Here is a 24,936-nt window from a genome sequence, read left to right on the forward strand (position 1 = left end):
CTGTTGCTCCCATAACAACTACAAGTCCGAGTGCCATGAGTTTTGTAAGATTTTTCTTCATAATACATCTCTCCTTTTTACTATGTATTTGAGTTGCTATATATAATACCGATCAAATACCGGTATCACATACATTGTGAGAAGTTTGTTAAATCGTGCAGACAAAACGGTAGGAAATTTTCTACCATTGAGTCTGAATTGTAGAATTGAGAAAAATGTATGAAAAATATTCTGCGGATAGTATGCTGCCGAGAAGTAGTGTGAAAATGGTGGTACTTAAAAAGAACTATTTTGGTTAAGGGCTTCAAGTGACTGGGCAATTTCTAACTGCTTATCCGGATATAGATGTCCATAGATATTAAGTGTTGTTTCAATTTTCTCATGCCCAAGACGTTCCGCAATCAAGAGGGGAGGAAAACCAAGTTCAATGAGAAGACTTGCATGAGAATGCCGAAGATCATGAAGTCGGATTCTAGGCACACCGGAGAGGTCAGCGTACTGTTTGAGACGTTTGCCGAGCAGAGATTTGGTAAAAGGAAAAATAAAGTCTTGCTCGGAAATATGGGAATTCTCAATATATTCTTGAATTCGAAGCAACAAAAATGAAGGCAGAGCAATGAAACGAATGCTTTTTGGTGTTTTGGGAGAAGTGATCAGAGTTTCGCCGTGCAGTCGCTGGAGAGATTTACAGATATAAAGTTGTTTATTCTGAAAATGAAAATCGCCGGGGGTCAGGGCAAGAAGTTCTCCTATACGGATACCGGTATGATATAGAAGAAGAAAGGCAAGTCGAAACCGTTCTTTGTCGATAACAGCTAAGAAAAAATTAAATTCCTGATAAGTCCAGAAATGCATTTCTTCAGCAGAACTCTTACCGAGAGAACCGGCGCGCAGACATGGATTTTCAGAGAGATGATAATAGCGGACAGCATAGTTAAACACTGCGGACAATTGATTTTGAATTGTTTTTAGATAAGTGGATGAATAGCCTGTGCCATCGTTCTTTTGCAGGGTAAGAAGTTCATTTTGCCAGGAACGGATCTGGGCAGAGGTAATTGAAGAGAGTGTTTGTTTGGCAAAATAAGGCAGGATCTTATCGCGAAAAATGTACTGTTTTGTATTCATGGTTGTCTGGCGCAGGCGCTTTTCCATATCGGACAGATAAAGATCTGTAAGTTGTTGGAATGTCATTTCATTAGAAGAAAACGTAGAAGACAAATAAGAACGTTCCCATGCTTTTGCATCCCGCTGGCGTTTGAATCCACGTTTCTTTTTTTGGCGGCGCATTCCTTGTGCATCCGTGTAATAAAATTTGCAGAACCAAGTGTGCGCTTTTTTGTCATAATAAGTTGGCATATGATATCCTCCTTGTATAGAAAATAAGTAGTTGTAACTTTAGAATTATCATAACAAAAAGTGGTACGAAAGCGGAACTGGAAAAGAGAAGAAAAATACAGCGAATCCAGCTTTGTCAATCCGGTCAGTTCTTTTTCTATATCTTTTCTTATGAAAACGCCTTGCCGTTTTGCCAGATTGATTATGGATTATTCCGCTAAATGCTGTTCAGGTTTATTTGCAGCCTGCTTTTTCTGATCGACATTCCCATTCAGATAAGGTTGTTCTGTTCCCTGATGAATATCAATAGCAACCACCTGTATTCCATCTTCATTCAATGCTTTATAATGTAGGAATATTAAATGTAATTATTTTCTTTCTTTTGCTAAGTAAGTAGGAGCTTTTATAAACTTCAGCTTGAATAAGATCATATTCCGTACCAAGTGCATCCAATATTTCTTTAAATGGATATTTTTTATGCGGTTGTCCCGGTCAAACTCCTGTATTAACTTCCTTTTCCTATGAAATTATGGTATTATATGTAATAAAATGAGCGCTTTTGACGAAAGGAATTTTAGGGAGGATTGCAAAGATGGAAAATTATGGAAGATGTAAAGACTGTGAGTATGGCAGTCCGTTGGACTCAGGATGGAGATGGAGTTGCGAGTGGTATAAAACTCTTGAAGACCCTGATGAAGTTAGAGATTGTGCCCATTATAGAAGACGTGGTTCAGGAAGTGGTGGGTGTTTTCTAACTACAGCGTGTTGTGTATATAAGGGGCTAGATGATGATTGTCATGAATTGCAGGTTTTGCGAAAATTTAGGGATGAGTACATAAAAAGACAGCCATATGGCGAGGAGTTGATCAGCAATTATTATGCAGAGGCACCTATGATTGTAAAAGCTATTAATTCATCCGTTGAACGAGATGCAATCTTAGAAGATACATACCAGAAAATTGTTTCAATTGTTAAAATCATAGAAGAGGGTAAGAATGATGAAGCAGTGATTCAGTATATGATGTTATTTCATAAGCTATCTAAGATTTGAGTTGGATTGAGAAAGAGAGGAATTTTATGTTTTGGCTTATCCTTGTTGTTATAATCATTTTTGTTATTAAACAGAACAAAAAGAATCATATCAAAGAAATTACAAAAATACCACCACCATTAGATTGTGTTAGGTATGTTAAAATGATTTATACAAACCCTGATGGAAGTACATATTAACATCAATAGAAAAAACATGTGTAAGCTATGGAGGAAGTCCAAACGAATACAGCATTTTATTGATCAATCACTATTTGTCGATAAAAGATTTCGTAAATCTTTTGTCCTCTTAGATGAAAATAAGGATCAAATCCCCATGCCTTCTAATTATTCATTCAGTTATTATGTAGGGGATGAAGATTGGGACGCAGGGATTATTGTTTTGTATAAAAGCATAGTCTAAAGCAAAAGTGCTTTTTTATAGACATGTTGGACAAATGCGTTTAGGATTCAGAAGAAACGCAGGAGATTCTGGTAGGCACGAGAAATTTGCGTCTGTAGATGGACGGATATGTAAAGCGTAAATAAAGAAGTAAAAATACTTGACTAAATAGGGATGGGAATTTATGTTTTGGTTTTTAGTAATAGTGGTTGTTATTATCATTGTCGTGAAAAAGAATGGTAATACCAATCAAAACAGTTATTCACCCGCTAGGAGTACTTCCCCCAATAATGTTCTAAGGATTTCGTATGTTGTTAATAGCCCTCAAGATTATTGTTCTATTTTAAATAAATTACAGGATATTACATATATGACTTTTATGAGAAATTATACGGACATTTCTGTGGTTGTAATAGTTAGAAAGATTGATAGTATGTATTGTAGTATTGGTTTTTCGATGCTTGCAGATAGCGTATTTAACAATGTAGCTGTTGGAGAAGGTTTTACATTTAGTGGTAATGATCATATTAAATTTGAAACAAATTTAGCGACAGGATTTACTAACCCGGATGATGTGAAGAGAGAAATCTCGCTTCAGTTTAATTGGTCAGAAATCTCGGTGAGTGATGTAAAATGGACTGTATTGAGTCACGGTGACTATTCTAATAGTCCATTGGTAAGTTATAATTTTACTATTAAAAAGCGTATAGGAAATCTGTAAAAAATATTTTTAATAATAGGCGAAAGGTTTGAAGAATAAAGGGCACTGAAAAACTTCCATTTCCTAATAAGTGGAAGTTTTCCAGTGCCCTTTATATATTAGCTTTTGGGCGCATTCCCTGTGCATCCGTGTAATAAAATTTGCAGAACCAAGTGTGCGCTTTTTTGTCATAATAAGTTGGCATATGATATCCTCCTTGCATAAAAAATAAGTAGCTGTAGCTGCAGAATTATCATAACAAAAGGTGGTACGAAAGCGGAACTGGAAAAGAGAAGAAAAGAAATTAATCTGACATCTAATCTATAATTTATGCTATACTAGAATAAATATATAAATTTAGGAAGATTTCACACATTTATTCTAAGGAAAGGGGAAAATCCGGGCTGCAAAACTCTGGTGAGATGTGGTCAGAGGATAAACGAAAATAAAGAGAAGATGTCTAACAGGAAAAAGAGTAATAAAATTCTAATTGTAGATGATTCTGCGATTAACAGAGCCATTCTTGCGGATATGCTGGAAGAACGATATGAGATCCTGGAAGCGGAAAATGGAGTAGAGGCAGTGGAACTGCTCCACAACTATGGAACGAAGATTTCACTTGTTTTACTGGATGTTGTTATGCCAAAGATGGATGGATTTGAAGTGCTGGCAATGATGAATCGCTATCACTGGATAGAAGAAATCCCGGTAATTATGATTTCAGCAGAAAACTCCCACTCTGTTGTGGAACGGGCATATGAACTCGGTGCAGCTGATTATATCAGCAGACCATTTGATGAAGTAATTGTCTGCCGCAGGGTAGTCAATACAATGATGCTGTATTCCAAACAAAAACGACTGATTTCTATGATCGCAGATCAGATGTATGAGAGCGAGAAAAACAGTACGTTGATGATTTCGATTTTAAGTCACATTGTGGAATTCCGGAATGGTGAAAGCGGTCTTCACGTGCTGCATATCGGGACAGTAACGGAGATGCTTTTGAAGCGCCTGCGGGAAAAGACAGATAAATATAATCTGAGTCCGGAAAGAATCTCGCTGATCAGTAAGGCGGCAGCTTTCCATGATATTGGAAAGATTTCGATTTCAGAAGAAATTCTGAACAAACCAGGCAGGCTGACAGAGGAAGAATTTGAGATTATGAAGACACACTCGCTGATTGGGGCAAATATGCTGGAGGACCTTCCGCTTCACAAAGAAGAACCGTTGGTGGAAGTGGCTTACGAGATTTGCAGGTGGCATCATGAGCGTTATGACGGCAGAGGGTATCCGGACGGACTGAAAGGAGAGGAAATACCAATTTCGGCTCAGGCAGTTTCGATTGCGGACGCCTATGATGCGCTGACGAGTGAACGTGTGTATAAAAAAGCATTTTCACATGAAAAATCACTTCAAATGATTCTAAATGGCGAGTGCGGTTGTTTTCATCCTTTGCTTTTGGAATGTCTGAGTGATATTTCTGATCGGATTCAGGAAGAGCTAACGCTGCGTTCCTTTGGACAGGAGAGCAGAAAGGAAATCCGGACGATCACAGAACAGCTGTTGTCACAGAAAGAAATTACAGCATCTAACCGTACACTGAACCTTTTGGAAGAAGAGCGGATTAAGTTTCAGTTCTTTTCTTCGTTATCATCAGAGATTCAGTTTGAGTATACGAATATCCCATCAATGCTGACATTGTCAGAATGGGGAGCCAAACAGTTAAGATTGCCGCAGGTAATGCTGAATCCAATGGAACAGGAGCAGCTTTTACGAATGATACGAAAAGAGGATTTGAGCTGTCTGGAACAGTTGTTAAAAGCAGCAGATGCGGAACATCCGGTTGTAGAATTTGAGTGCGATTTGTTTATCGAAGGGATACACAGGCGAAAACGATTGATCTGCAGAACGATGTGGGGCAATGCAGGAAAAGCAGCGTATGAAGGCGTGATAGGTAAGGTGCTTGATTCCGGAGGCGGTGCAGAAGAACTGAATCGGCTGCAGCAGTTGGTAATGCTGGATCCGTTAACCGGTTTGTACAATCGGGCATATGCAAGAAAAAAAGTAGAAAGCTGTTTGCAGAAGCATCCGGAAGAAGAATTTACAATGATGATTTTTGACCTGGATTATTTTAAAAATGTAAACAGGCAGAGAGGCCACAGTTTTGGTAATCGGCTGCTAAAGTATATGGCAGAATTGCTCCGAAGCAATGTGGAGGAAGGGGCACTTATCGCCAGAATCGGAGGAGATGAATTCCTCGTATTTCAGCGGTGTCATTCTAAGCAGGAAGATACAGTGGAGAAGATATTTGAGTCGCTCACAGGAGAGTATGACGGAGTACATATTTCAGTGAGCATGGGGATTGCGGAAACACCTTTTGTAGACCGTTCTTATGATATGCTGTATCGCTGTGCAGACCGGGCGCTCTATGAGGCAAAATGCCAGGGGCCGGGAAATTCTTCTAATTTTAAAATGAGTGTGCAGACGGATTTGGTTCCGACTGCTATTTCAGAAATTGAGGAGACGGTGAAAGATAATTTCGTATAAGCTTGTTAGAAACTGTTGGAGGGAAAGTATATGACATTGCAGGAGTTATATGAGAAACTAGGCGGAAACTATGAGGGGATTTTGGAACGATTTGGAAAAGAAGAGCGAATTCAGCGTTTTGTTCTTTTATTCTTAAAAGATGACAGCTATGATTTATTCCTTGGTGAATTTGAAAAGCAGAATATTTCAGAAGCTTTTCGGGCAATTCATACACTCAAAGGCGTCTGTATGAATCTGGGATTTGAAGCGCTCTTTGCTCCGGTAAACGAGATAACGGAAGCGCTGCGGCGGGAAGATCTTCAGAAAGGAGAAGAATGGAAAGAATCGCTTGTCAGTGAGTATAAACGTCACATAGAACTGATTCGCAAGTATGAGAGGGAATGTCATGGATGTTAAGGGAAATAGAATTGCAGATGCACTTCACGAAGAAGATGCGGTCTATGATGAAAAAACAGGGAGAGCTGCATTTGGATATTGTTCTCCGGAGATACAACTGCTCCAGGACATTGCGAGTGAGACGGTAGATGATATTTATGTGATTGATAAGAGTAATTATAATCTCCTTTATGCAAATGATCTGAAAAGAACGTATGAAGCAGAGAAAGCCCCATCAGGGTGTAAATGTTATGAATTTTTGTACGGGAAAACAGAGCCTTGTAAGTATTGTACTTTGAATTCGCATGATCCGGATGATAGAATACATGAGATGAATTTTGAAGAAGAAGGGCGGTTCTACACAACGCGATTCCGGGAGACAAACTGGAATGGAATCCCGGCCTACATCAAGTATGTAAGAGATATTACAGAAGAGATGGAGATGAAAAAGGAAAAAGAGCGGTTAGAACAATATTTTCAGACGGTATTAAAATATCTTCCGGGCGGTGTCGCAGTGGTCCGGCATGAGCTGGACGGCGCTCTGACTCCGGAGTATCTGTCAAATGGATTTGCAGAGATGGTTGACATGCCGATGGAAGAAGCCTGGAATATGTATAAAGAAGATGCACTTTCAGGGGTACATCCGGATGATCAGGGGTATGTGAAAGAAACACTGGATCAGTGTATTCGGGAGCAGAAAGAGAGATATGAACTGCAATATCGACTTCGAACCGGTCGCGGAGATTATATATGGGTTAATGTAAAGTTCTCTTTAATCCAAAGTGATGGTGGAAATGCAAGAGTATATGCGGATTATCATGACATTACAGTGGAGAAGAAGATGCAGGAACAGCTGCGTCAGCAGTATAAAGAACAGATTTTTCAGCATTATCTAATGACAGGACCGGACACATTGATTTTGGGACACTGCAATATTACACAGGATAGAATTATAGAGATTGTAGATCATACAGATTCCGAACTGCTTGCGAACTTTGGATATGTAAGAGAAGATTTTTTTAAAGGAATCGGAACACTGATTGTTGATGAGAAGGAACGAGAGCAGTTTTATGCAAAATATTTAAACGAACCGTCAATACAGGCATTTGAAAATGGGATCACAGAAGTAGTAATGCCTTGTTATGTACAGTTGCCAAAGAATCAGGAAGGCCGCTATGTGCAGTTTAAAGTGAATCTGGTGGAGACACCGGATACAGGAGATATTACGGGAATCTTAACGGTTACAGACATTACGGAAAAAACGATTCGGGAGAAGATTCTTCTTCAACTGTCATCTATAAGTTATGACCTTGTTGCAGATGTGGATCTGTTGAATGATCACTATCAGATTGTCAGCGGCGGTGACGATAATATTAACGAGGAAAGCGGAGCTTATACGAAACGTTTGGAACGGATCTTCCAAAGTCTTGTCATCGATGCAGATCAGGAGCGGACAAAATCTATGCTGGATGGAAAATTGATCATGGAACGGCTGAAAAAGCAGTCGACATATTCTTTTACCTACTCCATTCGAAATGCACAGGGAAGTATTGCAACGAAAAATATGATTATTTCTGCGATTGATTTGCGTCTGGGACGGGTTTGCTTTGTGCGTTCAGATGTGACGGAGATGCTGGAGGCAGAGCTCAAAGCTAAAAAATGAATTGGAAAAAGCGTTGTCAGAGGCAGAAAAAGCAAGTCGTGTTAAGAGTGATTTTCTGTCCTCTATGAGTCATGACATCCGTACACCGATGAATGCCATTGTAGGAATGACAACACTTGCGTTGGCAAATTTAAACCAAAAAGAAAAGGTGCATGATTATTTACATAAAATTTCTGTGTCATCACAGCATCTGCTGAGTCTGATCAATGATGTGCTGGATATGAGCCAGATTGAGCAGTCTAAAATTCACTTGAACTGTGCGTCTGTTCACGTAGAAGAGTTGATCGATCAAATTGCATCTATTATGGTATCCCAGTCAAAAGATGCAGGCTTGAACTTTGTGATTGAAAAAGGTGCATTTGCACATCCGCAGTTTATGGGAGATTTGCTGCGTATAAAACAGATTTTGATTAATCTGTTAAGTAATGCATTCAAATTTACAATGGAAGGCGGCAAAGTTACTTTTCGGACAGAAGAGATTCCGGCAGTTGTTCCGGGGAAAGTCCGCTACCGTTTTTGCGTGGCAGACACAGGGATTGGCATGAGTCAGGAGTTTCAGGAACGATTATTTGAACCATTTATCAGAAGTGAGAGTGTTGTACGCGTAGAAGGAACAGGTCTTGGGCTTAGTATTACAAAAGGACTTGTGGATCTGATGGGAGGAAATATCTCTGTTGAGAGTAAGTTACATCAGGGAAGTACGTTCACAGTTGAATTAGAATTTGAAGAGATTGCTGAAGAAGAGAAGCACACCGTGCTTGCAGACGGCGAAACTATCAAAGAAATATTAAGTGGAAAACACTTCCTTTTAGTAGAAGATAATGCAATTAATTCAGAAATTTTAGGAGAACTGCTTCAGATGAGAGGCGCGACGTATACCTTGAAAGAGAATGGACAAGAGGCGGTGGAAGCATTTGCCTCGTGTGCTCCCGGAACATATGATGCGATATTTATGGACATTCAGATGCCGGTTATGGACGGTTATGAAGCGACAAGAAGAATTCGCAGTCTGTCTCATGCAGAGGCAAAAGACATTATAATCCTTGCGATGACTGCAAATGCATTTGCAGAAGATGTTCAGAAATCCATCGAAGCGGGTATGAATGGGCATATTGCAAAGCCGGTTGATATGGATCTTCTGTGCAAGACACTGGAAAAGTTACTGTAATGATTGAATGAATATAAAAAACACACTGGAACTTCAGGATACATATAGGAGGTATCCATAAAGACTCCAGTGTGTTTTACTGTTTAGAGCAGTAGCTTAATTGTCTTCTGCTATGTAGTCAGATGTTTCAGAAAGATCTGCTTCTTCCGGTTCATATCGTTTGAAAATCTTGCGGAAAAATACAGACTGAATGTAAGCAACACCAGCAGTACCGCCGATCATGCTGACAAAAAGTGTTGTATAAAGGGCATAACCAGATCTTGTAGCAATAAAAATAATTAAAACATCGATGAGAATAAACAATACAGTAAACGGAAGATGGGCAATGCTCATCAATAATGAATTTTTAATTGTAACTTTCACGCTGTTAACAAATCTTGCAAGAATCGGGAATACATAAGTAAACATACAGAAAATAATGAGTGAAATAGAAAAAATTCCGATTCGAAGCGGTTTCGCCCAACTTACTGTCATCGTTTTTACAATCTGTGTATCCGCATACATAACCCATCCGATCAGCAGAAAAAGAATCCAGATGATCGTTCCCTGTTTGAAATTCATTCGGAAAGACTTAAAAAAGTCTTTTCCAATATAAGTTTCTTCATTTTTGACCATTTTTAATGCAACACTGTACATGGCAGTCAGAGAAGCACCGATCGTAACAATTGGGATGCTGCACAAAAGAAATAAAAGGTTTAAATACATTAAGTCGAACAACTTCCCGAGAAAACGCATTACGGGATTGTCCAAATCAAAAAGTCTGTTCATAAATACCCTCCTAAAAAGCAATCTGATTAAGATTATAGTAGATTAATGTCGGAAAAGCAAGTCGGAGCACTGTGAAGATTTATAAAAATATTATAAGAAATTTATAAAATGTTGATGATTCTGGGTAAAAAAGCAGTTCTCACTTGACGAACCTTGTTAAAACATTTACAATATGATTGCGGTGAAAATCGCAAAATTTGTTAGTAATATGAGATATTCCAAAGATGCTCATATTCAAGATACCAAATATTTACAAAAAATACGAGGAGGTCGTAAAGACATGGCAAAATGGGTTTATATGTTCACTGAAGGTGACGCTTCTATGCGTAACACTCTTGGTGGAAAAGGTGCTAACCTTGCTGAGATGACAAAATTAGGTCTTCCGGTACCACAGGGATTCACAATCACAACAGATGCTTGTACACAGTACTATGAAGACGGAAGAAAGATTAACGATGAAATCATGGAACAGATCATGGATGCAATCGTTAAAATGGAAGAAGTTACTGGAAAGAAATTTGGTGACAAAGAGAATCCACTTCTTGTATCTGTTCGTTCAGGAGCAAGAGCTTCTATGCCTGGTATGATGGATACAATCCTTAACCTTGGTCTGAACGAAGAGGTTGTTGAGACATTAGCTTCTGCATCAGGAAATGCTCGTTGGGCTTGGGACTGCTACAGAAGATTTATCCAGATGTACTCTGACGTAGTTATGGAAGTAGGTAAGAAATACTTCGAAGAGCTGATCGACAAGATGAAAGAAGAAAGAGGCGTAAAACAGGACGTAGAACTGACAGCTGAAGATCTTCATGAACTTGCAGAACAGTTCAAAGCTGAATATAAAGAAAAAATCGGTGAAGAATTCCCTACAGATCCAAAGGAACAGTTAATGGGAGCTATCAAAGCTGTATTCCGTTCTTGGGACAACCCACGTGCTAACGTATACCGTCGTGACAACGATATCCCATATTCTTGGGGAACAGCTGTTAACGTACAGATGATGGCATTCGGTAACATGGGAGATGACTGTGGTACAGGTGTTGCATTTACTCGTGACCCAGCTACAGGAAATAACGGTCTGTTCGGTGAATTCCTGACAAATGCTCAGGGTGAAGACGTTGTTGCAGGTGTTCGTACACCAATGCACATTTCTGAAATGGAACAGAAATTCCCAGAAGCTTTCGTACAGTTCAAAGAAGTATGCCAGATTCTTGAAAAACACTACAGAGATATGCAGGATATGGAGTTTACAGTAGAGCATGGTAAACTTTACATGTTACAGACACGTAACGGTAAGAGAACAGCTCAGGCTGCTCTTAAAATCGCTTGCGATTTAGTAGATGAAGGAATGAGAACAGAGGAAGAAGCAGTAGCTATGATCGATCCTCGTAACCTTGATACATTACTTCACCCACAGTTTGATGCAGCTGCAATCAAAAAAGCTGTACCGGTTGGAAAAGCTTTAGGAGCATCTCCGGGAGCTGCTTGCGGTAAGATCGTTTTCACAGCTGAAGACGCAAAAGAATGGGCTGCAAGAGGAGAGAAAGTTGTTCTTGTTCGTCTTGAGACATCACCGGAAGATATCGAAGGTATGAAAGCTGCTCAGGGTATCCTGACAGTTCGTGGTGGTATGACATCTCACGCAGCAGTTGTTGCTCGTGGTATGGGTACATGCTGTGTATCCGGATGTGGAGACATCACAATGGACGAAGCTAATAAGAAATTCACATTAGCAGGAAAAGAATACCATGAAGGAGATTTCTTATCTCTTGATGGATCAACAGGTAACATCTATGATGGTCTGATTCCTACAGTTGATGCTACAATCGCTGGAGAATTCGGAAGAATCATGGGATGGGCTGACAAATACAGAACATTAAAAGTTAGAACAAATGCAGATACACCGGCAGACGCTAGAAAAGCTCGTGAGCTTGGCGCTGAAGGTATCGGTCTTTGCCGTACAGAGCATATGTTCTTTGAAGGAAACAGAATTGATGCATTCCGTGAAATGATCTGTTCTGAGACAGTAGAAGAAAGAGAAGCTGCTCTTGAGAAGATTCTTCCGGAACAGCAGGGAGACTTCGAAAAATTATACGAAGCACTGGAAGGAAATCCGGTTACAATCCGTTTCTTAGATCCGCCGCTTCATGAATTCGTTCCTACAACAGAGGAAGATATCAAGAAACTTGCTGATACACAGGGCAAAACAGTTGAACAGATTAAAGCAATCATTGATTCTTTACATGAGTTCAACCCAATGATGGGACATCGTGGACTTCGTCTTGCTGTAACATATCCGGAAATCGCTAAGATGCAGACAAAAGCTGTTATCCGTGCAGCAATCAATGTACAGAAAGCACATGCAGACTGGGCAGTAAAACCGGAAATCATGATTCCATTATCTTGTGATGCAAAAGAATTAAAATATGTTAGAGATATGGTAGTAGAGACAGCTGATGCTGAAATCGCAGCAGCAGGCGTTGAGTTAAAATACGAAGTTGGTACAATGATCGAGATCCCAAGAGCTGCTCTTACAGCTGATGAGATTGCTAAACAGGCAGACTTCTTCTGCTTCGGTACAAACGATTTAACGCAGATGACATACGGATTCTCTCGTGATGATGCTGGTAAATTCTTAGAAGCTTACTACGATGCTAAGATCTTCGAGAACGATCCATTTGCAAAATTAGACCAGATCGGTGTAGGTAAGCTTATGGAAACAGCTATCAAATTAGGAAAACCGGTTAACCCGAACCTGCATGTAGGTATCTGTGGAGAACACGGTGGAGATCCAAGTTCTGTAGAATTCTGCCATAAGATTGGTTTAGACTACGTTTCTTGTTCACCATTCCGTGTGCCGATCGCAAGACTTGCAGCAGCACAGGCAGCTATTAGTGAAAAGAACGCAAACTAATTGCGAATTTCATAGTAAATATAGCATTTTAACATAAGAAAATGTCTTATTCTCAGGTAAAACTGAGAATAAGGCATTTTTTAATTTGACAATAAAAGTTTCTTCTTGACAAATTCTATTTGGGTAGTTTATACTAACCAAAGATTAGTTAAAGCTAACTTTAAGGAGAATGAAATGATTAAGAAGAGATTAATTCAACTGTCAGAAGATTCTATGAAACATATTAAAAGAAATGTATTTTATCAATGGCTGGCATTGTGTGCAAATATTATCCTTGTTTTGAGTGTCAGCAATTTTATAGAACAATTGTACCATAACAGAATGAGCGGAATCGGCATGAGAGCTCTTGTGATGAGTTTGGCTGTTGGGATGCGGTTTATCTGTACGAGAGCGGCATCTAAGGAAAGCTTTCTTGCCAGCCGGGATGTGAAAAAGATCTTGCGGGAGAAGATTTACGATAAACTTTTGCGGCTTGGACCATCTTATTCTGAGAGAGTATCTACTGCGGAAGTGATTCAGATAACGGTGGAAGGGGTAGACCAGTTGGAAACCTATTTTGGTCAGTATTTGCCGCAGCTTTTTTACAGTCTCCTTGCTCCGGTTACACTCTTTGGCGTATTGGCATTTATTCATCTGAAGGCAGCTCTTGTACTGCTTCTTTGTGTTCCGCTTATTCCGATTGCGATTATATGCGTACAAAAGGTTGCAAAGCGGCTGCTTGGAAAGTACTGGGGGCAGTATGCGAAACTTGGGGATAGTTTTTTAGAAAACCTTCAGGGGCTTACGACGCTGAAAATCTATGAGGCAGATGCGAAACGACATAAGCAGATGAATGAAGAGGCAGAGCAGTTTCGGATTGTGACAATGAAGGTATTGAAGATGCAGCTGAATTCCATTATCGTAATGGATATTGTGGCGCTTGGAGGGGCGGCAGCGGGAATTATTACCGGTTTGAAAGCGTTTCAGGCGGGAGTTGTCGGAATCGGAGGAATGTTTGCTATTCTGCTGCTCTCTGCCGATTTCTTTATTCCGATGCGTCAGCTTGGATCTTTCTTTCATGTGGCAATGAACGGGATGGCAGCCAGCGATAAGATTTTTAGACTGCTGGATTTGGAAGAAGAGATGAGCAAAGCGAAAACGGTGCAGGAAGACCGCTTCGATATTTCAGCAGAAAATCTTACATTTGCATATGAGGCGGAGCGGCCGGTTCTTGATGAGATTCATTTTCATATGAAACCGGGACAGTTTACAGCGCTTGTCGGAAAGAGCGGATGCGGAAAGAGTACGATTGCCTCTCTTATATGTAAACGGACGACGGGATATGAGGGCAATCTGAAATTTGGCGGTCAGGAAATCTGTGAGTTATCAGAAGAGGGACTGCAGGAAAAGATTACGCTCGTTTCTATGAATAGTTATCTGTTCGGAGGAACAGTCCGGGAGAATCTCTGCATGGCTAAGGCAGATGCAGGAGAAGAAGAATTGTGGCGTGTGCTTGAAATCGTTCGGCTTTCAGAGTTTTTGAAAACGCAAAATGGATTAGATACGATATTAAAAGAGCGGGGAGAGAATCTTTCCGGCGGTCAAAGACAGCGGTTGGCGCTGGCAAGAGCCTTGCTCCATGACAGTCCGGTCTATGTGTTTGACGAGGCAACGAGTAATATTGATGTGGAAAGTGAAGAACGGATTATGGAAGTGATCCGGGAACTGGCGAAGCAGAAAATGGTACTTATGATTTCACACAGGCTTGCCAATACAGTTTGCGCAGATCAGATTTATATGTTAGAGAAAGGTAAGATAGTGGGAAGCGGTACCCATGAAACACTGTTGGATTCGTGCAGTCCATATGCGAAGATGTGGAACAGTCAGAAAGAATTGGAACAATATGCGGGAGGAAAAGGACATGTATAAAACAATACAAAAGAAGACGAACTTTCAGATTATGCTGAAGTTGACAGGACTTGTAAAACCGCTTGGTGGAACGATGGCAATGGCAGTCATCTGTGGCGTGACAGGATTTCTGTGTGCCAACTTTATTACGATTTTAGGTGCATACGGAGTATTGTCGGTCATTGGAGAGACAGAAGTATCTATGAAATTGGTTATGCTCTTACTTCCGATACTGGCAATCCTTCGTGGGATTCTTCATTATGCAGAGCAGACTTGTAATCATTATATTGCATTTAAAATTCTTGCTATGATTCGTGACAGGGTATTTGCTGTGCTTCGCAAATTATGTCCGGCTAAATTAGAAGGAAAAGAAAAGGGAAATTTGATTTCAGTTATTACATCAGATATTGAATTATTGGAAGTGTTTTTTGCCCATACGATTTCTCCGGTATTGATTGCGGTTCTGATGACAGCGATCATGACAGGATATATTGGAACACTTCATCCGCTGCTTGGAATTTATGCAATGGGAGCATATCTTTTGATCGGGGCAGCACTGCCAGTGTGGATTTCCAGAACAAGCAGGGATTGGGGAAAGAAACTTCGGAACCTGTCCGGAACTTTGAGCAGCTATGTATTAGAAAATCTGAGAGGACTTCGGGAAGTACTTCAGTATGGCTGCGGAGAAGAGAGAAAGAAAGGTATGGGAGAACGAACTGAAAAAATGCTGGAAGCGGATTGGTATGTGAAACGCGCAGCGGGTTTTGGAATGGCAATGACCGGAGCGGGAATTTTTCTTCTCTCCCTTGGAATGTTTGGGTTGTCAGCTTATTTCTATCAGGCAGGAAAGATTGGATTTGGGGAAATGGTATTGGCAGTAACGGCGATGTTCAGTTCTTTTGGGCCGGTAGTGGCGCTGGCAAATCTGGGAAGTACGCTTCAGGGGACGCTGGCAAGTGCAAGAAGGGTATTGGAACTTTTGGAAGAAGAGCCGGTTGTAACGGAGAATGTGGGAGATGGTTATGCGGTACTTTCAGGCGAGGCAGAGATTGATTGCCGGGATGTGAGTTTTTCCTATGAAAAAGAGAAAATTCTTGATGGAGTAACATTGAAGATGAACCCAAATCATATTATCGGGATTGTCGGAAAGAGCGGAAGCGGCAAGTCAACACTTCTGAAATTATTAATGCGGTTCTGGAATGCAGATGCGGGTGAAATAGAGATTGCCGGGGAAGAGATTTCTAACATCAAAACGTCATCTCTGCGGGCGTATGAGAGCTATGTTACCCAAGATACACATTTATTTAATGACAGTATCGCAGAGAATTTAAGAATTGCGGCGCCGGATGCTACGATGGAAGAACTGAAAGAAGCCTGTCAAAAGGCAGCAGTCCATGATTTTATCGAAACACTTCCGGAGGGATATGATACAAAGGTAGGAGAACTTGGCGACACGCTGTCCGGCGGAGAACGGCAGAGATTAGGAATTGCCCGTGCATTTCTTCACAGAGCGCCGATCATGCTTCTGGATGAACCGACGAGTAATCTGGACAGCCTCAATGAGGGAGTAATTTTAAAGGCGCTTTACCAAGAGAGAAAAGACCGTACAGTAGTTCTTGTATCTCACAGGTTATCAACGATGTCTATTGCAGATGAAGTAATTCAAATGGAAAGCGGGAGGATGAGTTAAATGAAAACAAGAAAATTATTGTGGGCTGCGGCAGGATTTCTTTTGACGGGAATTGGTGCGGCAGGAGCAATGATTCCATTAGTTCCCTGTGTCGTATTTCTGCTCGGAGCGGCATTTTGCTTTGCGAAAAGCAGCAGGAAACTGGAGAACTGGTTTTGTGGAACAAAGCTCTATAAAAACAATCTGGAAACCTATGCAAAAGGCGAAGGCATGACAAGAAAAACAAAGGTTGGGATTATGGCAGGCGTTACCATTACAATGGGAATTGGATTTGCTATGATGGGAGCTGTACCGATGGGCAGAGCAGTTTTGGTGATTGTATGGATATTCCATGTCATATACTTTGGATTCCGGGTGAAAACGGTGGAAGCTTCGGTGTAGAGAAGGGAAACGGCTTTACTTTTATAACCAGTAGCGTTATAATCTCACTTATATTTCAAAAATGAGGTGACAACATGATAACCGAAAAAAAAGAAAAACAGATTCTGCTGATGTCGTTTTTCTCAGGATTGATGTTTGCTGTTGTAGAATTTATTTTTTCTATATACAGTCATTCGCAGTCTGCATTGACAGATGCAGTATACGATGCATCAGAACTTGTCTTTATTGCGCTGCTGCTGTTTTTGACACCGTTGTTTCATAAGCCTGTATCAGAAAAACATCCTTACGGATATTTTCAGATTGAATCAATATTTGTCATAATTAAAGGGGTTATGATGCTTTCGGTAACGATGGGAGTATCGGCAGAAGTGCTGGATTCTGCTTTGTCAGGAGGAAATCCGGTAGACCATGCACAAGTTTCGCTGTTCCAGTTTTGTCTTGGGGCAGCCAGTATTGTTATTTTTCTAATCATGAAACGGCTGAACCGTAACTTATCCTCCCCGACGATTACCGCAGAACTTCTTGGCTGGAAACTAGATATTGTATATAGTTTGGGCATGTCTCTTGCCTTTTTTGTATCGATGTATCTGGAAAAAACACCGCTTGGATTTCTTACGCCGTACTTTGACCAGATTGTAGCGGTCATCGTTATGGTATTCATGCTTCCAGAAAGTATAAAGGTACTGTGGGGAGCGGTAAAAGATCTTTTTCTGTTTTCACCGGATGAGACATTCATGGAGGAAGTCAAAGAAATCTGTCATCCGATACTGGAACAATACCAGTTTACGCCTGTCTTTTTCGATATTACGAGAACGGGACGGAATTTGTGGATTGCGATATATTTTCAGATTGAGGCAGACAGCCTGGAAGTAAAAAATCTGGAACTTGCATTAAAAGTTCTAAATGAAAAAGCAAAAGAAGCTTTCCAGGAGTCTACCTGTGAGCTGATTTTAGTGCCGTAAACTTAAGGCGGATTTAACCGTTGATCTCACTGAGATAGCGGTAGATCGTTGCCGATGAACAGGAAAATTGTCCTGCAACAAAGGAAATTGCTCCTTTGAGCTGGAAAAGTCCTCTGTCATGCAGTTGGCGTATCAGTTCTTTACGTTCACTTTGCGTTAGCCGATCCAGCGGTGTTGAAATGGAAGCAGTTGTATCGTCAAAAATTTTCTGCATAAGTGAATGAATGTCCATAGAGAAATGTTCTGTAATTTCCGGAATGCTGTCGGACGTCTCGGAACTTGAGAACGAAAGCGTTTTGGAAAATGCAGGAACATTTGCAGAAGCAGAAGCCGGATGTATGACCGCCATTAGCTTCTCGTGGAGTTCCATGAACCGGCTGTCATCAAAATTAATGCACAGAAGTCCAACAGGGATGCCGGAAGAATCTTTAATAAACATCGTAGAAGAGCGCAGCACATGCCCGTTTTCAGCGATGCCTTTATAGTTTACAAGAAAATCATGGGATTCGTATAATTTTCTGGAAAGCATCTGAAGCGCAGCATTGGTCAGTGGACTTCCAACCGTTCGGCCGCTGATGCTACTGTTTGCAATGGCGATGATGCAGTTGTGTTCAGGAGTCAGATCCTGAAGAACGATCTCATAATCCGGTCCTAACGTCTGACCGAGAAATTCGACGAGGGGGATGTAGGGCTGTAAAATATTAGATATCATATCATAGCTTCCTTTTCCTTATTAGAATTAATTTTTTCCCGAAAACGGTTCTGAAGAAATCAGTTTTGTCAATACAAGACTTTCTGATTCTACCTGTGATTTCAGATCAAAAATCAGATGACATTGCTGCCTGATATCGGCGGCACGTTCCTCACATTGTGCTTTGATACGTGTCAGACGTTCCTCATACAAAGCGACGCTGTGATTGTCATCAGCGCCTGATGGCAGCATGGATTCTTCCAGGCAGGCTTTTTGATACATCTGTTCTACAGTCTCCAACTGTTTTAGCAAATCCGGAATTTTCTTTAAATATTCATTATAAACTTCGATAAAATGTGATTCTTTCTGATTCGAAAATAATATTTCCATAAGATTCTCCTTTTTAACTCTTTATCCGCGCAGTCCTGCGATCAGTCGATTCGGGTGGATCAGCAGTTCTAATCCATCTTCGATAGAAGAGACGCAAATGTCTGCCTCTTTGAGAAGCTTTCCATATACGCCTTCCTTTCCCATGACTGCAACGGAAAATGCGGCTTCTTTCAACATGAGTTCGTCATTGCGTCCATTGCCAAAGGCGGCACATCGTCTTGCACCGACCGATTTTAATAATTCTTTTTTGTAATCTCTTGCATTTCCTGATGGAAATGTCTGTAAATAAACCGGAAGCTGTTCACACTGTTCTTTTGCCGTTCCATTGGTATCTGCAGTCAGCACATAGATACGAAAATTGCCGGCAAGAGTGATCAGCCTTTGACAAACACTCTTTGGAATGACGCCGTCCACAGCGATAGTTCCGTTAAAATCAAGAAAAATAGTGTCAAGTTCTAATGTTTTATATTCCGGTATCTCTATTCTCATAACAACCTCCTGTATGCTTTCCGGCGGAAATAATCTATTAGCTTTAGTATAGTGCAAAAATTGTTTAAAGTCCATGATAATCAATAGAGAAATACAGGATAAAAAAAGAGCAAAAGAATATAAAATTAACCAAAAATTTATATATTTTTGTGCAAAATGTAGTATAATAGAGTTAAATTCCGAATAAGAGGTGAGAAAATGAGACAGCCGAAGAAAGAACCATTGTATAAAAGTTTTGGTTATGCATTTGAAGGGATTTTTGCCGGAATCCGAAAGGAACGGAATATGAAGATTCACTGTGTGGCAGCGATAGGAGTGACAGCAGCGGGAATACTATTTCATATTTCTGCACTGGAGTGGTGTATCTGTCTGGTATTGTTTGGAATGATTATGGCGCTGGAACTTGTGAATACAGCAATTGAGGCAGTAGTAGATCTTGTGACGGAAGAGAAGCGTCCCCTTGCCAAGCTGGCAAAGGACACTGCCGCCGGAGCAGTTCTGATTGCGGCACTTATGGCAGCAGCAGCGGGACTTACTATATTTCTTCCAAAGCTTTCTCAGCTTTTTTCGCTGTGAAAGAACCGGATAAGGAAGCGCAGAATATGCAGAGAGAGGAGCATGTAACATGGATGGATTTGGAGATAATATTAAGAAACTTTTGTTAGCAGGGATTGGTGTTGTGGCAACAACAGCAGAAAAATCAAAAGAGATGCTGGATGAGATGGTAGAAAAAGGCGAACTGACAGTGGAGCAGGGGAAGGCGCTGAATGAAGAGTGAAACACAACATTAAGAAAACGGTAAAAGAGAAGATGAATGTGGCAGAAGAGCCGGATTCACCGGAAGAAATCAGCGAGATGCTTGAGAAGATGTCGCCGGAGATGATCGAGGCGCTGAAAGAGCAGCTTGCAGCGATGGAGGCAGCAGATGAGCAGGCAGGAAACGCAGGAGTACCGGACTAGATTAAAAGAGATGACAGGGGTGCTGAAAAAGCACGGGATTACAAGAGGTGTAACGCCGGAGAAACTTCGCCTCATTCTGGAAGACCTGGGACCTACATTTATCAAATTGGGACAGATTATGTCTATGCATTCGGATATTTTGCCGAAGCGATATTGTGATGAACTGATGCGGCTTCGCTCGGAAGTTGCCCCAATGAGTTTTTCAGAAGTGGAGGAAGTTCTAGAGAGTGCTTATGGATGCCCCTGGAGTGAAATATTTACAGCAATAGACGATACCCCTCTTGGCTCAGCTTCTATCGCGCAAGTACATAAAGCGGTATTGAAGAACGGTGCTTCGGTTGTTGTGAAAGTGCAGCGAAGAGGGATCTATGAGACGATGGCAAGAGATATCGGTCTTTTACATCGGGCGGTCAAGCTGCTCCCTCCGGTAAGCCTAAAGGAAATGGTTGACCTTGATATGGTGCTTGATGAACTTTGGGCAGTGACGCGCGAGGAGATGAATTTCCTTACAGAAGCAGCTAATATGGAAGAATTTGCAAGACACAATAAAGCAGTTGCATTTGTAGGTGTTCCAAAGCTTTATCAGGAATATACGAATCAGTTCGTACTTGTTATGGAGCATATTGAAGGGTGCAGTGTGGATGATAAGAAAGCATTGCTCGCTGACGGATATGATCTGGAAGAAATCGGAATTAAGCTGGTAGACAACTATATCAAACAGGTAATGGATGATGGGTTCTTTCATGCCGATCCACATCCGGGCAATGTAAAAGTGTGCGAAGGAAAGATTATCTGGATTGATATGGGGATGATGGGACGGCTGACGGAGAGGGATCGGGAACTTCTCGGACGGGCAATTCAGGGAATTGCAGTCGGAGATGTGGGACTTCTGCAGGATGTTGTGCTGGCGCTTGGAGATTTTAAAGAAAAACCGGATCAGAGCCAGCTTTATGAAGACATCAGCAGTCTGCTTTCAAAGTACGGAACAGCAGATTTTGGCGCGATTGACATTGCAGAGGTAACAATGGATCTTATGGAAGTGATGAAAGAGAATAAGATTATTATGCCTCATGGAATGACTATGCTCGCAAGAGGATTAACACATATGGAAGGTGTGCTGGCAGATATTGCGCCGGAGATCAATATGGTTGAGATTGCATCGAGGCATATGGCGGGAAAAATCCTCGAAGAAAAGAGCTTGAAAAAAGAGCTGAAAAACAGCGGAAAGAATCTGTACAAATCTATTCAAAAAGCAGTCAATATTCCGTCATTATTATCCGATATCCTTCAGGGCTATTTAAAGGGGCAGACGAAAATTAATCTGGAACTTCATGCAGCCGGAGAACTGGAAAGGCTGCTGCGAAGGCTGGTAAGAAATATTGTAATGGGGCTTTGGGTAATGGCGCTTCTGATCAGCTCCAGTATTATCTGCACAACAGATATGACACCGAAGATATGGGGGATTCCGGCGCTTGGAGCGTTTGGATATCTGATTGCTTTTGGGATTGTAATGTATGTATTTTTAAAACATATTTTTTCGAGAAAATAAATGTTTCGGAAGATTGAAAGGGGGATACATGTATGACAGATCATGTAATTATTACGATTGGAAGAGAATTCGGCAGCGGTGGACACGAAATTGGCAACAGGTTGGCAGAGCGTTTGAATATTCCGCTTTATGATCATAATCTGATTGCAATGGCTGCAAGAAAGCTGGCAATTACGAATGAAGAGGCAAGTCAGGTGGATGAGTCAATTCTCGGGAAATTTTTATCCGGCTATGTTGTAAATACCGGAGATTATACGGTGTTTATGAGAGAGGGAGAAGACACAGTGCCGCTTAGCGACAAAGTATTCCGTGCACAGAAAGAGATTATTCTGGAACTGGCGAAGAGAAGTTCATGCATTTTTGTGGGACGATGTGCAGACTATATTCTTGGAGATTATTCCAATTGCATCAATGTATTTGTCCATGCTTATCGTGATGACAGAGTTCGTCGGATCATGCAGATTTACAAATTGGATGAGCGTCAGGCAAAAGAAAAGATTAAGCGGGTAGATAAAGGAAGAAAGCTCTATTATGAGGCGCATACGGGAAGAGAATGGGGAAGTATTGAATCTCATGACATTCTTTTGAATGTGAGTCTTCTTGGTGTGGAAGGAACAGTGGATGCACTGGAGAGCATTTATCGGAAATGGGAACAATCATAAAACTATATAAAACTATATGCAGGACAGGATGGTAATAGACATGGGATTTTTAAATATGTTTGGAAAAGAACCTTCACTGGAGGAAGGAATCAAAGCGCAGCAGGAGACAAAAGGTTCCGTACTTCTTGATGTGCGTTCAGAAGGAGAATATGCGGAAGGTCATCTGGAAGGCAGTGTCAATATTCCGCTAAATAAACTGGCAGGCGTTGATCTGCCAAAAGAAACGCCGCTTTTTGTCTATTGTTTAAGCGGGGCAAGGGCAGGGAGAGCAGTTACCTTTTTGACAAAGATGGGATACAAAGCTGTCAACATCGGCGGGGTATCCGGACATGAAAGTAAATTGGTGCGGTAATTGCAGAAAATAAGAACGAAAAAGAATTCCATTCATAAAGTATCGTAAGGTGATATGGGATGAATGGAATTTCTTTATGCTCATTTGGAGTGGGAGAAGAAATAATGGGACAGAGTATTGGGATGATTTTAGGAAGCTTGCGTAAGGAAAAAGGCTATTCGTTGAAACAATTAAGTGAGGGACTGTGCGACATTTCAGAACTTGCGAAAATGGAAAGCGGAGAGCTGTCGCCGGGGTATTTTCGTTTAGACCGCTTATTTGGCAGATTGGGCGAATCAACAGAACGTTTGGAATATGTGCTGCCAAAAGAAACGTATCGTTTATATGAGCTGCAGTATCAGGTGCAGGCAGCTATTTGTCATTTGCATTTAGAAGAAGCAGAGTATACACTGCAGCTGTATGAGAAAGAAAAAAGAGCAGGGAAAAAGCTTCACAGACAATTTATCGAGCAAGCAAAAGCACAGATATTATGGATTCGTTGGAAACAGGAGAATTCGCTGCATTTGCTGAAAGAAGCATTAAATCATATCGAAAGTGCAATTGTACAGACGATGCAAGGTGAGCGTGCGATTGATCAGCGGATTTTTAGTGCAGAGGAATTAAAACTGCTGCTATTTCGCTGGGAGATTTGCGAGCAGACACAGGAAAAAAGAAACGAAAAGGAATTATGGGAAATTTTAGAATATCTGGAACAGAAGCGCTTAAATCCGGGAGAATTGGTTAAGGTTTATCCATATGCAGTATTATTGCTGAAAAAATACTCCAATCTGCCATATGCGTATTTTCAGAGACGGTTAGAAGACGCATTAGAACTTCTGCGGGAAGAGGGAAGAATTTTATATCTTCCGGAGATATTATGGGAAAATGCATTACTGCTGAAACAGGATGGAAAAGAAGCAGAGGCAGAAGAACTGTTAGAAATGCGAAATGCATTAGTAGAAGTAGAGACAGAATATAATATACATTTTGAAGATTTTCCAATGTTTCAGCATATTAACAGGGCATTTGAATTGGACTATGAAGTGATTCGAAAAAGCCGTCTTGCAAAGAAAATGTCGCAGGAAAAATTATCAGAAGGATTATGTACCAGGGAAGCGCTGTCAAAAATAGAAAGGGGCAAAGTACAGGTTCGGGAAGAACTGATGAAAAAACTTCTGCATCGCCTAAAACGGGAAAGAGAGCGCGTTGGAATGTATGTTGTGGCAGATCGATTTGAAGCGGTGCGGTTGGAAAGAGAAATTGCTGCCAGAAGACAGCGTTTTGAGCATGAAGAGGTAGAAGAAATTTTACAAAAACTAGAAAAAACAGTAGATATGTCAAATATTAAGAATCAGCAGTACATAATATCGGAAAACATCATGACAGAATATTTATGTCATAATATCAAAAGAGAAGAGGCAATAAGGAGATTTAATGAGCTATAACGCTAACATTACCGCATGCGGAGAATGATATTTTGTCTTATCGTTTAACACATAGTGAAAATATTATTTTGAATCGAATTGCCAATCTTTACTCGGAAGGTTCTACAGAGGAAAAAGAAGTAGCAATTTTGTTATGGGAGAGAATATTGAGTAATTATGAAAATAGCGATTTAAACCCTGTTTATAATATCCGGGATTGGGAATTAATAGCAGGAAATATGGCAGGAGTATTGACTGAATTGGAGAGAACAGAAGAAGCATTTGCGTGGAACAGAAAGCGTATGGTTATGATACTGGAAGCTGGCAAAGGAAATGAATTGGGACGTGCTGTTACGACCATGGCTTGTATTAAAGAATTGACCTGCAAAAAAGAAAGCCCGATGTTGTTTCATCAGGCGCTAAATATTTTAAAATTAATGAAAATGAGATATCGTTATCAAGCTGTAAAAGAATATGTAGAAGAAAAAAATGTATAGTGTTTAGACATTTCCATCGCTGCCACCACCGGGATTACCTCTGCTATATAAAAGTATAAAATGAATAAAAATATATAATAAAATAAAAAAACAATAAAATAGTCTGTGAATTAATCTTGAA

At 40.7% G+C, this 24,936-nt stretch carries 24 protein-coding genes; 19 read left to right on the plus strand and 5 right to left on the minus strand.

Features of this window, described 5'->3' with window-relative positions:
* Nucleotides 1-276: 276 nt before the first annotated feature.
* Nucleotides 277-1,356: a site-specific integrase gene (locus DWX73_RS09305; RefSeq protein ID WP_118348525.1), complete on the minus strand. Its 1,080-nt coding sequence runs from the start codon at nucleotides 1,354-1,356 to the stop codon at nucleotides 277-279.
* A 571-nt stretch (nucleotides 1,357-1,927) separates the two neighbouring features.
* Between DWX73_RS09305 and DWX73_RS09310 the strand changes: the two genes are divergently transcribed.
* From DWX73_RS09310 to DWX73_RS09340, 6 genes are all read left to right on the plus strand, one after another.
* Nucleotides 1,928-2,386 (plus strand): CFI-box-CTERM domain-containing protein, encoded by a 459-nt coding sequence (locus DWX73_RS09310; RefSeq protein ID WP_118348526.1) that lies wholly within the window; start codon nucleotides 1,928-1,930, stop codon nucleotides 2,384-2,386.
* A 565-nt stretch (nucleotides 2,387-2,951) separates the two neighbouring features.
* Nucleotides 2,952-3,488: a hypothetical protein gene (locus DWX73_RS09320; protein WP_118348528.1), complete on the plus strand. Its 537-nt coding sequence runs from the start codon at nucleotides 2,952-2,954 to the stop codon at nucleotides 3,486-3,488.
* A gap of 435 nt (nucleotides 3,489-3,923) precedes the next feature.
* Nucleotides 3,924-6,014, plus strand: coding sequence for a diguanylate cyclase domain-containing protein (locus tag DWX73_RS09325; protein ID WP_118348529.1), 2,091 nt, complete (start codon nucleotides 3,924-3,926; stop codon nucleotides 6,012-6,014).
* Nucleotides 6,015-6,044: 30 nt separating this feature from the next.
* On the plus strand, nucleotides 6,045-6,410 hold the full coding sequence (locus tag DWX73_RS09330) for an Hpt domain-containing protein (protein WP_118348530.1): 366 nt from the start codon (nucleotides 6,045-6,047) through the stop codon (nucleotides 6,408-6,410).
* Nucleotides 6,400-8,052, plus strand: coding sequence for a PAS domain-containing protein (locus DWX73_RS09335; protein ID WP_158556845.1), 1,653 nt, complete (start codon nucleotides 6,400-6,402; stop codon nucleotides 8,050-8,052). Before DWX73_RS09330 ends, DWX73_RS09335 begins: the two co-directional genes overlap by 11 nt.
* 13 nt (nucleotides 8,053-8,065) lie before the next feature.
* Complete coding sequence (locus DWX73_RS09340) at nucleotides 8,066-9,220, plus strand: ATP-binding protein (RefSeq protein WP_147334782.1); 1,155 nt, start codon at nucleotides 8,066-8,068, stop codon at nucleotides 9,218-9,220.
* Nucleotides 9,221-9,316: 96 nt separating this feature from the next.
* Here the strand turns inward: DWX73_RS09340 and DWX73_RS09345 are convergent, their stop codons facing one another.
* Nucleotides 9,317-9,988, minus strand: coding sequence for a YesL family protein (locus DWX73_RS09345; protein ID WP_118348533.1), 672 nt, complete (start codon nucleotides 9,986-9,988; stop codon nucleotides 9,317-9,319).
* Between the two features lie 280 nt (nucleotides 9,989-10,268).
* Between DWX73_RS09345 and ppdK the strand changes: the two genes are divergently transcribed.
* The 5 genes from ppdK (at nucleotide 10,269) to DWX73_RS09370 (ending at nucleotide 17,822) form a co-directional block, all read left to right on the plus strand.
* Entirely contained in the window at nucleotides 10,269-12,902 is a 2,634-nt protein-coding gene (gene ppdK / locus DWX73_RS09350; RefSeq protein WP_118348534.1) for a pyruvate, phosphate dikinase, read from the plus strand.
* A 174-nt stretch (nucleotides 12,903-13,076) separates the two neighbouring features.
* On the plus strand, nucleotides 13,077-14,810 hold the full coding sequence (locus DWX73_RS09355; protein ID WP_118348535.1) for an ABC transporter ATP-binding protein/permease: 1,734 nt from the start codon (nucleotides 13,077-13,079) through the stop codon (nucleotides 14,808-14,810).
* Nucleotides 14,803-16,479 carry a thiol reductant ABC exporter subunit CydC gene (gene cydC, locus DWX73_RS09360; protein WP_242996795.1) on the plus strand — a complete coding sequence of 559 codons (1,677 nt, stop codon included), beginning with the start codon at nucleotides 14,803-14,805 and terminating at the stop codon, nucleotides 16,477-16,479. The genes DWX73_RS09355 and cydC overlap by 8 nt, the downstream gene beginning before the upstream one ends.
* Nucleotides 16,480-16,860 (plus strand): YbaN family protein, encoded by a 381-nt coding sequence (locus tag DWX73_RS09365; protein WP_118348536.1) that lies wholly within the window; start codon nucleotides 16,480-16,482, stop codon nucleotides 16,858-16,860. It begins immediately after the preceding gene.
* Nucleotides 16,861-16,934: 74 nt separating this feature from the next.
* The gene (locus tag DWX73_RS09370) at nucleotides 16,935-17,822 is read left to right on the plus strand and encodes a cation transporter (RefSeq protein WP_118348537.1); all 888 of its coding nucleotides are present in this window, start codon (nucleotides 16,935-16,937) and stop codon (nucleotides 17,820-17,822) included.
* Between the two features lie 13 nt (nucleotides 17,823-17,835).
* On the opposite strand, the gene DWX73_RS09375 is transcribed toward DWX73_RS09370, so the two are convergent.
* From DWX73_RS09375 to DWX73_RS09385, 3 genes are read right to left on the minus strand one after another with little or no spacing between them, the layout of a single operon-like run.
* On the minus strand, nucleotides 17,836-18,534 hold the full coding sequence (locus tag DWX73_RS09375) for a helix-turn-helix transcriptional regulator (protein ID WP_118348538.1): 699 nt from the start codon (nucleotides 18,532-18,534) through the stop codon (nucleotides 17,836-17,838).
* 27 nt (nucleotides 18,535-18,561) lie between these two features.
* Nucleotides 18,562-18,903 carry a hypothetical protein gene (locus DWX73_RS09380; RefSeq protein ID WP_118348539.1) on the minus strand — a complete coding sequence of 114 codons (342 nt, stop codon included), beginning with the start codon at nucleotides 18,901-18,903 and terminating at the stop codon, nucleotides 18,562-18,564.
* A gap of 21 nt (nucleotides 18,904-18,924) precedes the next feature.
* Nucleotides 18,925-19,392 (minus strand): HAD family hydrolase, encoded by a 468-nt coding sequence (locus DWX73_RS09385; RefSeq protein ID WP_118348540.1) that lies wholly within the window; start codon nucleotides 19,390-19,392, stop codon nucleotides 18,925-18,927.
* Nucleotides 19,393-19,590: 198 nt separating this feature from the next.
* Here DWX73_RS09385 and DWX73_RS09390 point away from each other — a divergent pair, with 198 nt between their 5' ends.
* The 8 genes from DWX73_RS09390 (at nucleotide 19,591) to DWX73_RS09420 (ending at nucleotide 24,815) form a co-directional block, all read left to right on the plus strand.
* Nucleotides 19,591-19,968 carry a diacylglycerol kinase family protein gene (locus DWX73_RS09390; RefSeq protein WP_118348541.1) on the plus strand — a complete coding sequence of 126 codons (378 nt, stop codon included), beginning with the start codon at nucleotides 19,591-19,593 and terminating at the stop codon, nucleotides 19,966-19,968.
* 49 nt (nucleotides 19,969-20,017) lie between these two features.
* Nucleotides 20,018-20,170 carry a hypothetical protein gene (locus tag DWX73_RS15760; RefSeq protein WP_330413601.1) on the plus strand — a complete coding sequence of 51 codons (153 nt, stop codon included), beginning with the start codon at nucleotides 20,018-20,020 and terminating at the stop codon, nucleotides 20,168-20,170.
* The gene (locus tag DWX73_RS15765; protein ID WP_330413602.1) at nucleotides 20,167-20,352 is read left to right on the plus strand and encodes a hypothetical protein; all 186 of its coding nucleotides are present in this window, start codon (nucleotides 20,167-20,169) and stop codon (nucleotides 20,350-20,352) included. Before DWX73_RS15760 ends, DWX73_RS15765 begins: the two co-directional genes overlap by 4 nt.
* On the plus strand, nucleotides 20,318-21,901 hold the full coding sequence (locus DWX73_RS09400) for an ABC1 kinase family protein (protein ID WP_118348542.1): 1,584 nt from the start codon (nucleotides 20,318-20,320) through the stop codon (nucleotides 21,899-21,901). The genes DWX73_RS15765 and DWX73_RS09400 overlap by 35 nt, the downstream gene beginning before the upstream one ends.
* Before the next feature lie 32 nt (nucleotides 21,902-21,933).
* Nucleotides 21,934-22,563, plus strand: a complete 630-nt coding sequence (locus DWX73_RS09405; RefSeq protein WP_118348543.1) for a cytidylate kinase-like family protein — start codon at nucleotides 21,934-21,936, stop codon at nucleotides 22,561-22,563.
* A gap of 40 nt (nucleotides 22,564-22,603) precedes the next feature.
* Nucleotides 22,604-22,915 (plus strand): rhodanese-like domain-containing protein, encoded by a 312-nt coding sequence (locus DWX73_RS09410; RefSeq protein ID WP_118348544.1) that lies wholly within the window; start codon nucleotides 22,604-22,606, stop codon nucleotides 22,913-22,915.
* 104 nt (nucleotides 22,916-23,019) lie between these two features.
* Entirely contained in the window at nucleotides 23,020-24,339 is a 1,320-nt protein-coding gene (locus DWX73_RS09415) for a helix-turn-helix domain-containing protein (protein WP_158556846.1), read from the plus strand.
* A gap of 32 nt (nucleotides 24,340-24,371) precedes the next feature.
* Entirely contained in the window at nucleotides 24,372-24,815 is a 444-nt protein-coding gene (locus DWX73_RS09420) for a hypothetical protein (RefSeq protein WP_118348546.1), read from the plus strand.
* Nucleotides 24,816-24,936 lie beyond the last annotated feature (121 nt).

Origin of the sequence: Coprococcus sp. AF21-14LB (assembly GCF_003458885.1) — a bacterium.
Lineage (GTDB): Bacteria > Bacillota > Clostridia > Lachnospirales > Lachnospiraceae > UBA9414.

What these genes read in the sequence shown, in the direction of transcription:
- DWX73_RS09320 (WP_118348528.1), top strand. Translation starts at nt 2,952, where the DNA reads ATGTTTTGGTTTTTAGTAATAGTGGTTGTTATTATCATTGTCGTGAAA.
- DWX73_RS09325 (WP_118348529.1), top strand. Translation starts at nt 3,924, where the DNA reads ATGTCTAACAGGAAAAAGAGTAATAAAATTCTAATTGTAGATGATTCT.
- DWX73_RS09345 (WP_118348533.1), bottom strand. Translation starts at nt 9,988, where the DNA reads ATGAACAGACTTTTTGATTTGGACAATCCCGTAATGCGTTTTCTCGGG.
- DWX73_RS09415 (WP_158556846.1), top strand. Translation starts at nt 23,020, where the DNA reads ATGGGACAGAGTATTGGGATGATTTTAGGAAGCTTGCGTAAGGAAAAA.
- DWX73_RS09330 (WP_118348530.1), top strand. Translation starts at nt 6,045, where the DNA reads ATGACATTGCAGGAGTTATATGAGAAACTAGGCGGAAACTATGAGGGG.
- DWX73_RS09310 (WP_118348526.1), top strand. Translation starts at nt 1,928, where the DNA reads ATGGAAAATTATGGAAGATGTAAAGACTGTGAGTATGGCAGTCCGTTG.
- DWX73_RS09400 (WP_118348542.1), top strand. Translation starts at nt 20,318, where the DNA reads ATGAGCAGGCAGGAAACGCAGGAGTACCGGACTAGATTAAAAGAGATG.
- ppdK (WP_118348534.1), top strand. Translation starts at nt 10,269, where the DNA reads ATGGCAAAATGGGTTTATATGTTCACTGAAGGTGACGCTTCTATGCGT.
- DWX73_RS09375 (WP_118348538.1), bottom strand. Translation starts at nt 18,534, where the DNA reads ATGATATCTAATATTTTACAGCCCTACATCCCCCTCGTCGAATTTCTC.
- DWX73_RS15760 (WP_330413601.1), top strand. Translation starts at nt 20,018, where the DNA reads ATGGATGGATTTGGAGATAATATTAAGAAACTTTTGTTAGCAGGGATT.
- DWX73_RS09385 (WP_118348540.1), bottom strand. Translation starts at nt 19,392, where the DNA reads ATGAGAATAGAGATACCGGAATATAAAACATTAGAACTTGACACTATT.
- DWX73_RS09305 (WP_118348525.1), bottom strand. Translation starts at nt 1,356, where the DNA reads ATGCCAACTTATTATGACAAAAAAGCGCACACTTGGTTCTGCAAATTT.
- DWX73_RS09365 (WP_118348536.1), top strand. Translation starts at nt 16,480, where the DNA reads ATGAAAACAAGAAAATTATTGTGGGCTGCGGCAGGATTTCTTTTGACG.
- DWX73_RS09380 (WP_118348539.1), bottom strand. Translation starts at nt 18,903, where the DNA reads ATGGAAATATTATTTTCGAATCAGAAAGAATCACATTTTATCGAAGTT.
- DWX73_RS09370 (WP_118348537.1), top strand. Translation starts at nt 16,935, where the DNA reads ATGATAACCGAAAAAAAAGAAAAACAGATTCTGCTGATGTCGTTTTTC.
- DWX73_RS09355 (WP_118348535.1), top strand. Translation starts at nt 13,077, where the DNA reads ATGATTAAGAAGAGATTAATTCAACTGTCAGAAGATTCTATGAAACAT.
- DWX73_RS09410 (WP_118348544.1), top strand. Translation starts at nt 22,604, where the DNA reads ATGGGATTTTTAAATATGTTTGGAAAAGAACCTTCACTGGAGGAAGGA.
- DWX73_RS09335 (WP_158556845.1), top strand. Translation starts at nt 6,400, where the DNA reads ATGGATGTTAAGGGAAATAGAATTGCAGATGCACTTCACGAAGAAGAT.
- cydC (WP_242996795.1), top strand. Translation starts at nt 14,803, where the DNA reads ATGTATAAAACAATACAAAAGAAGACGAACTTTCAGATTATGCTGAAG.
- DWX73_RS09390 (WP_118348541.1), top strand. Translation starts at nt 19,591, where the DNA reads ATGAGACAGCCGAAGAAAGAACCATTGTATAAAAGTTTTGGTTATGCA.
- DWX73_RS09405 (WP_118348543.1), top strand. Translation starts at nt 21,934, where the DNA reads ATGACAGATCATGTAATTATTACGATTGGAAGAGAATTCGGCAGCGGT.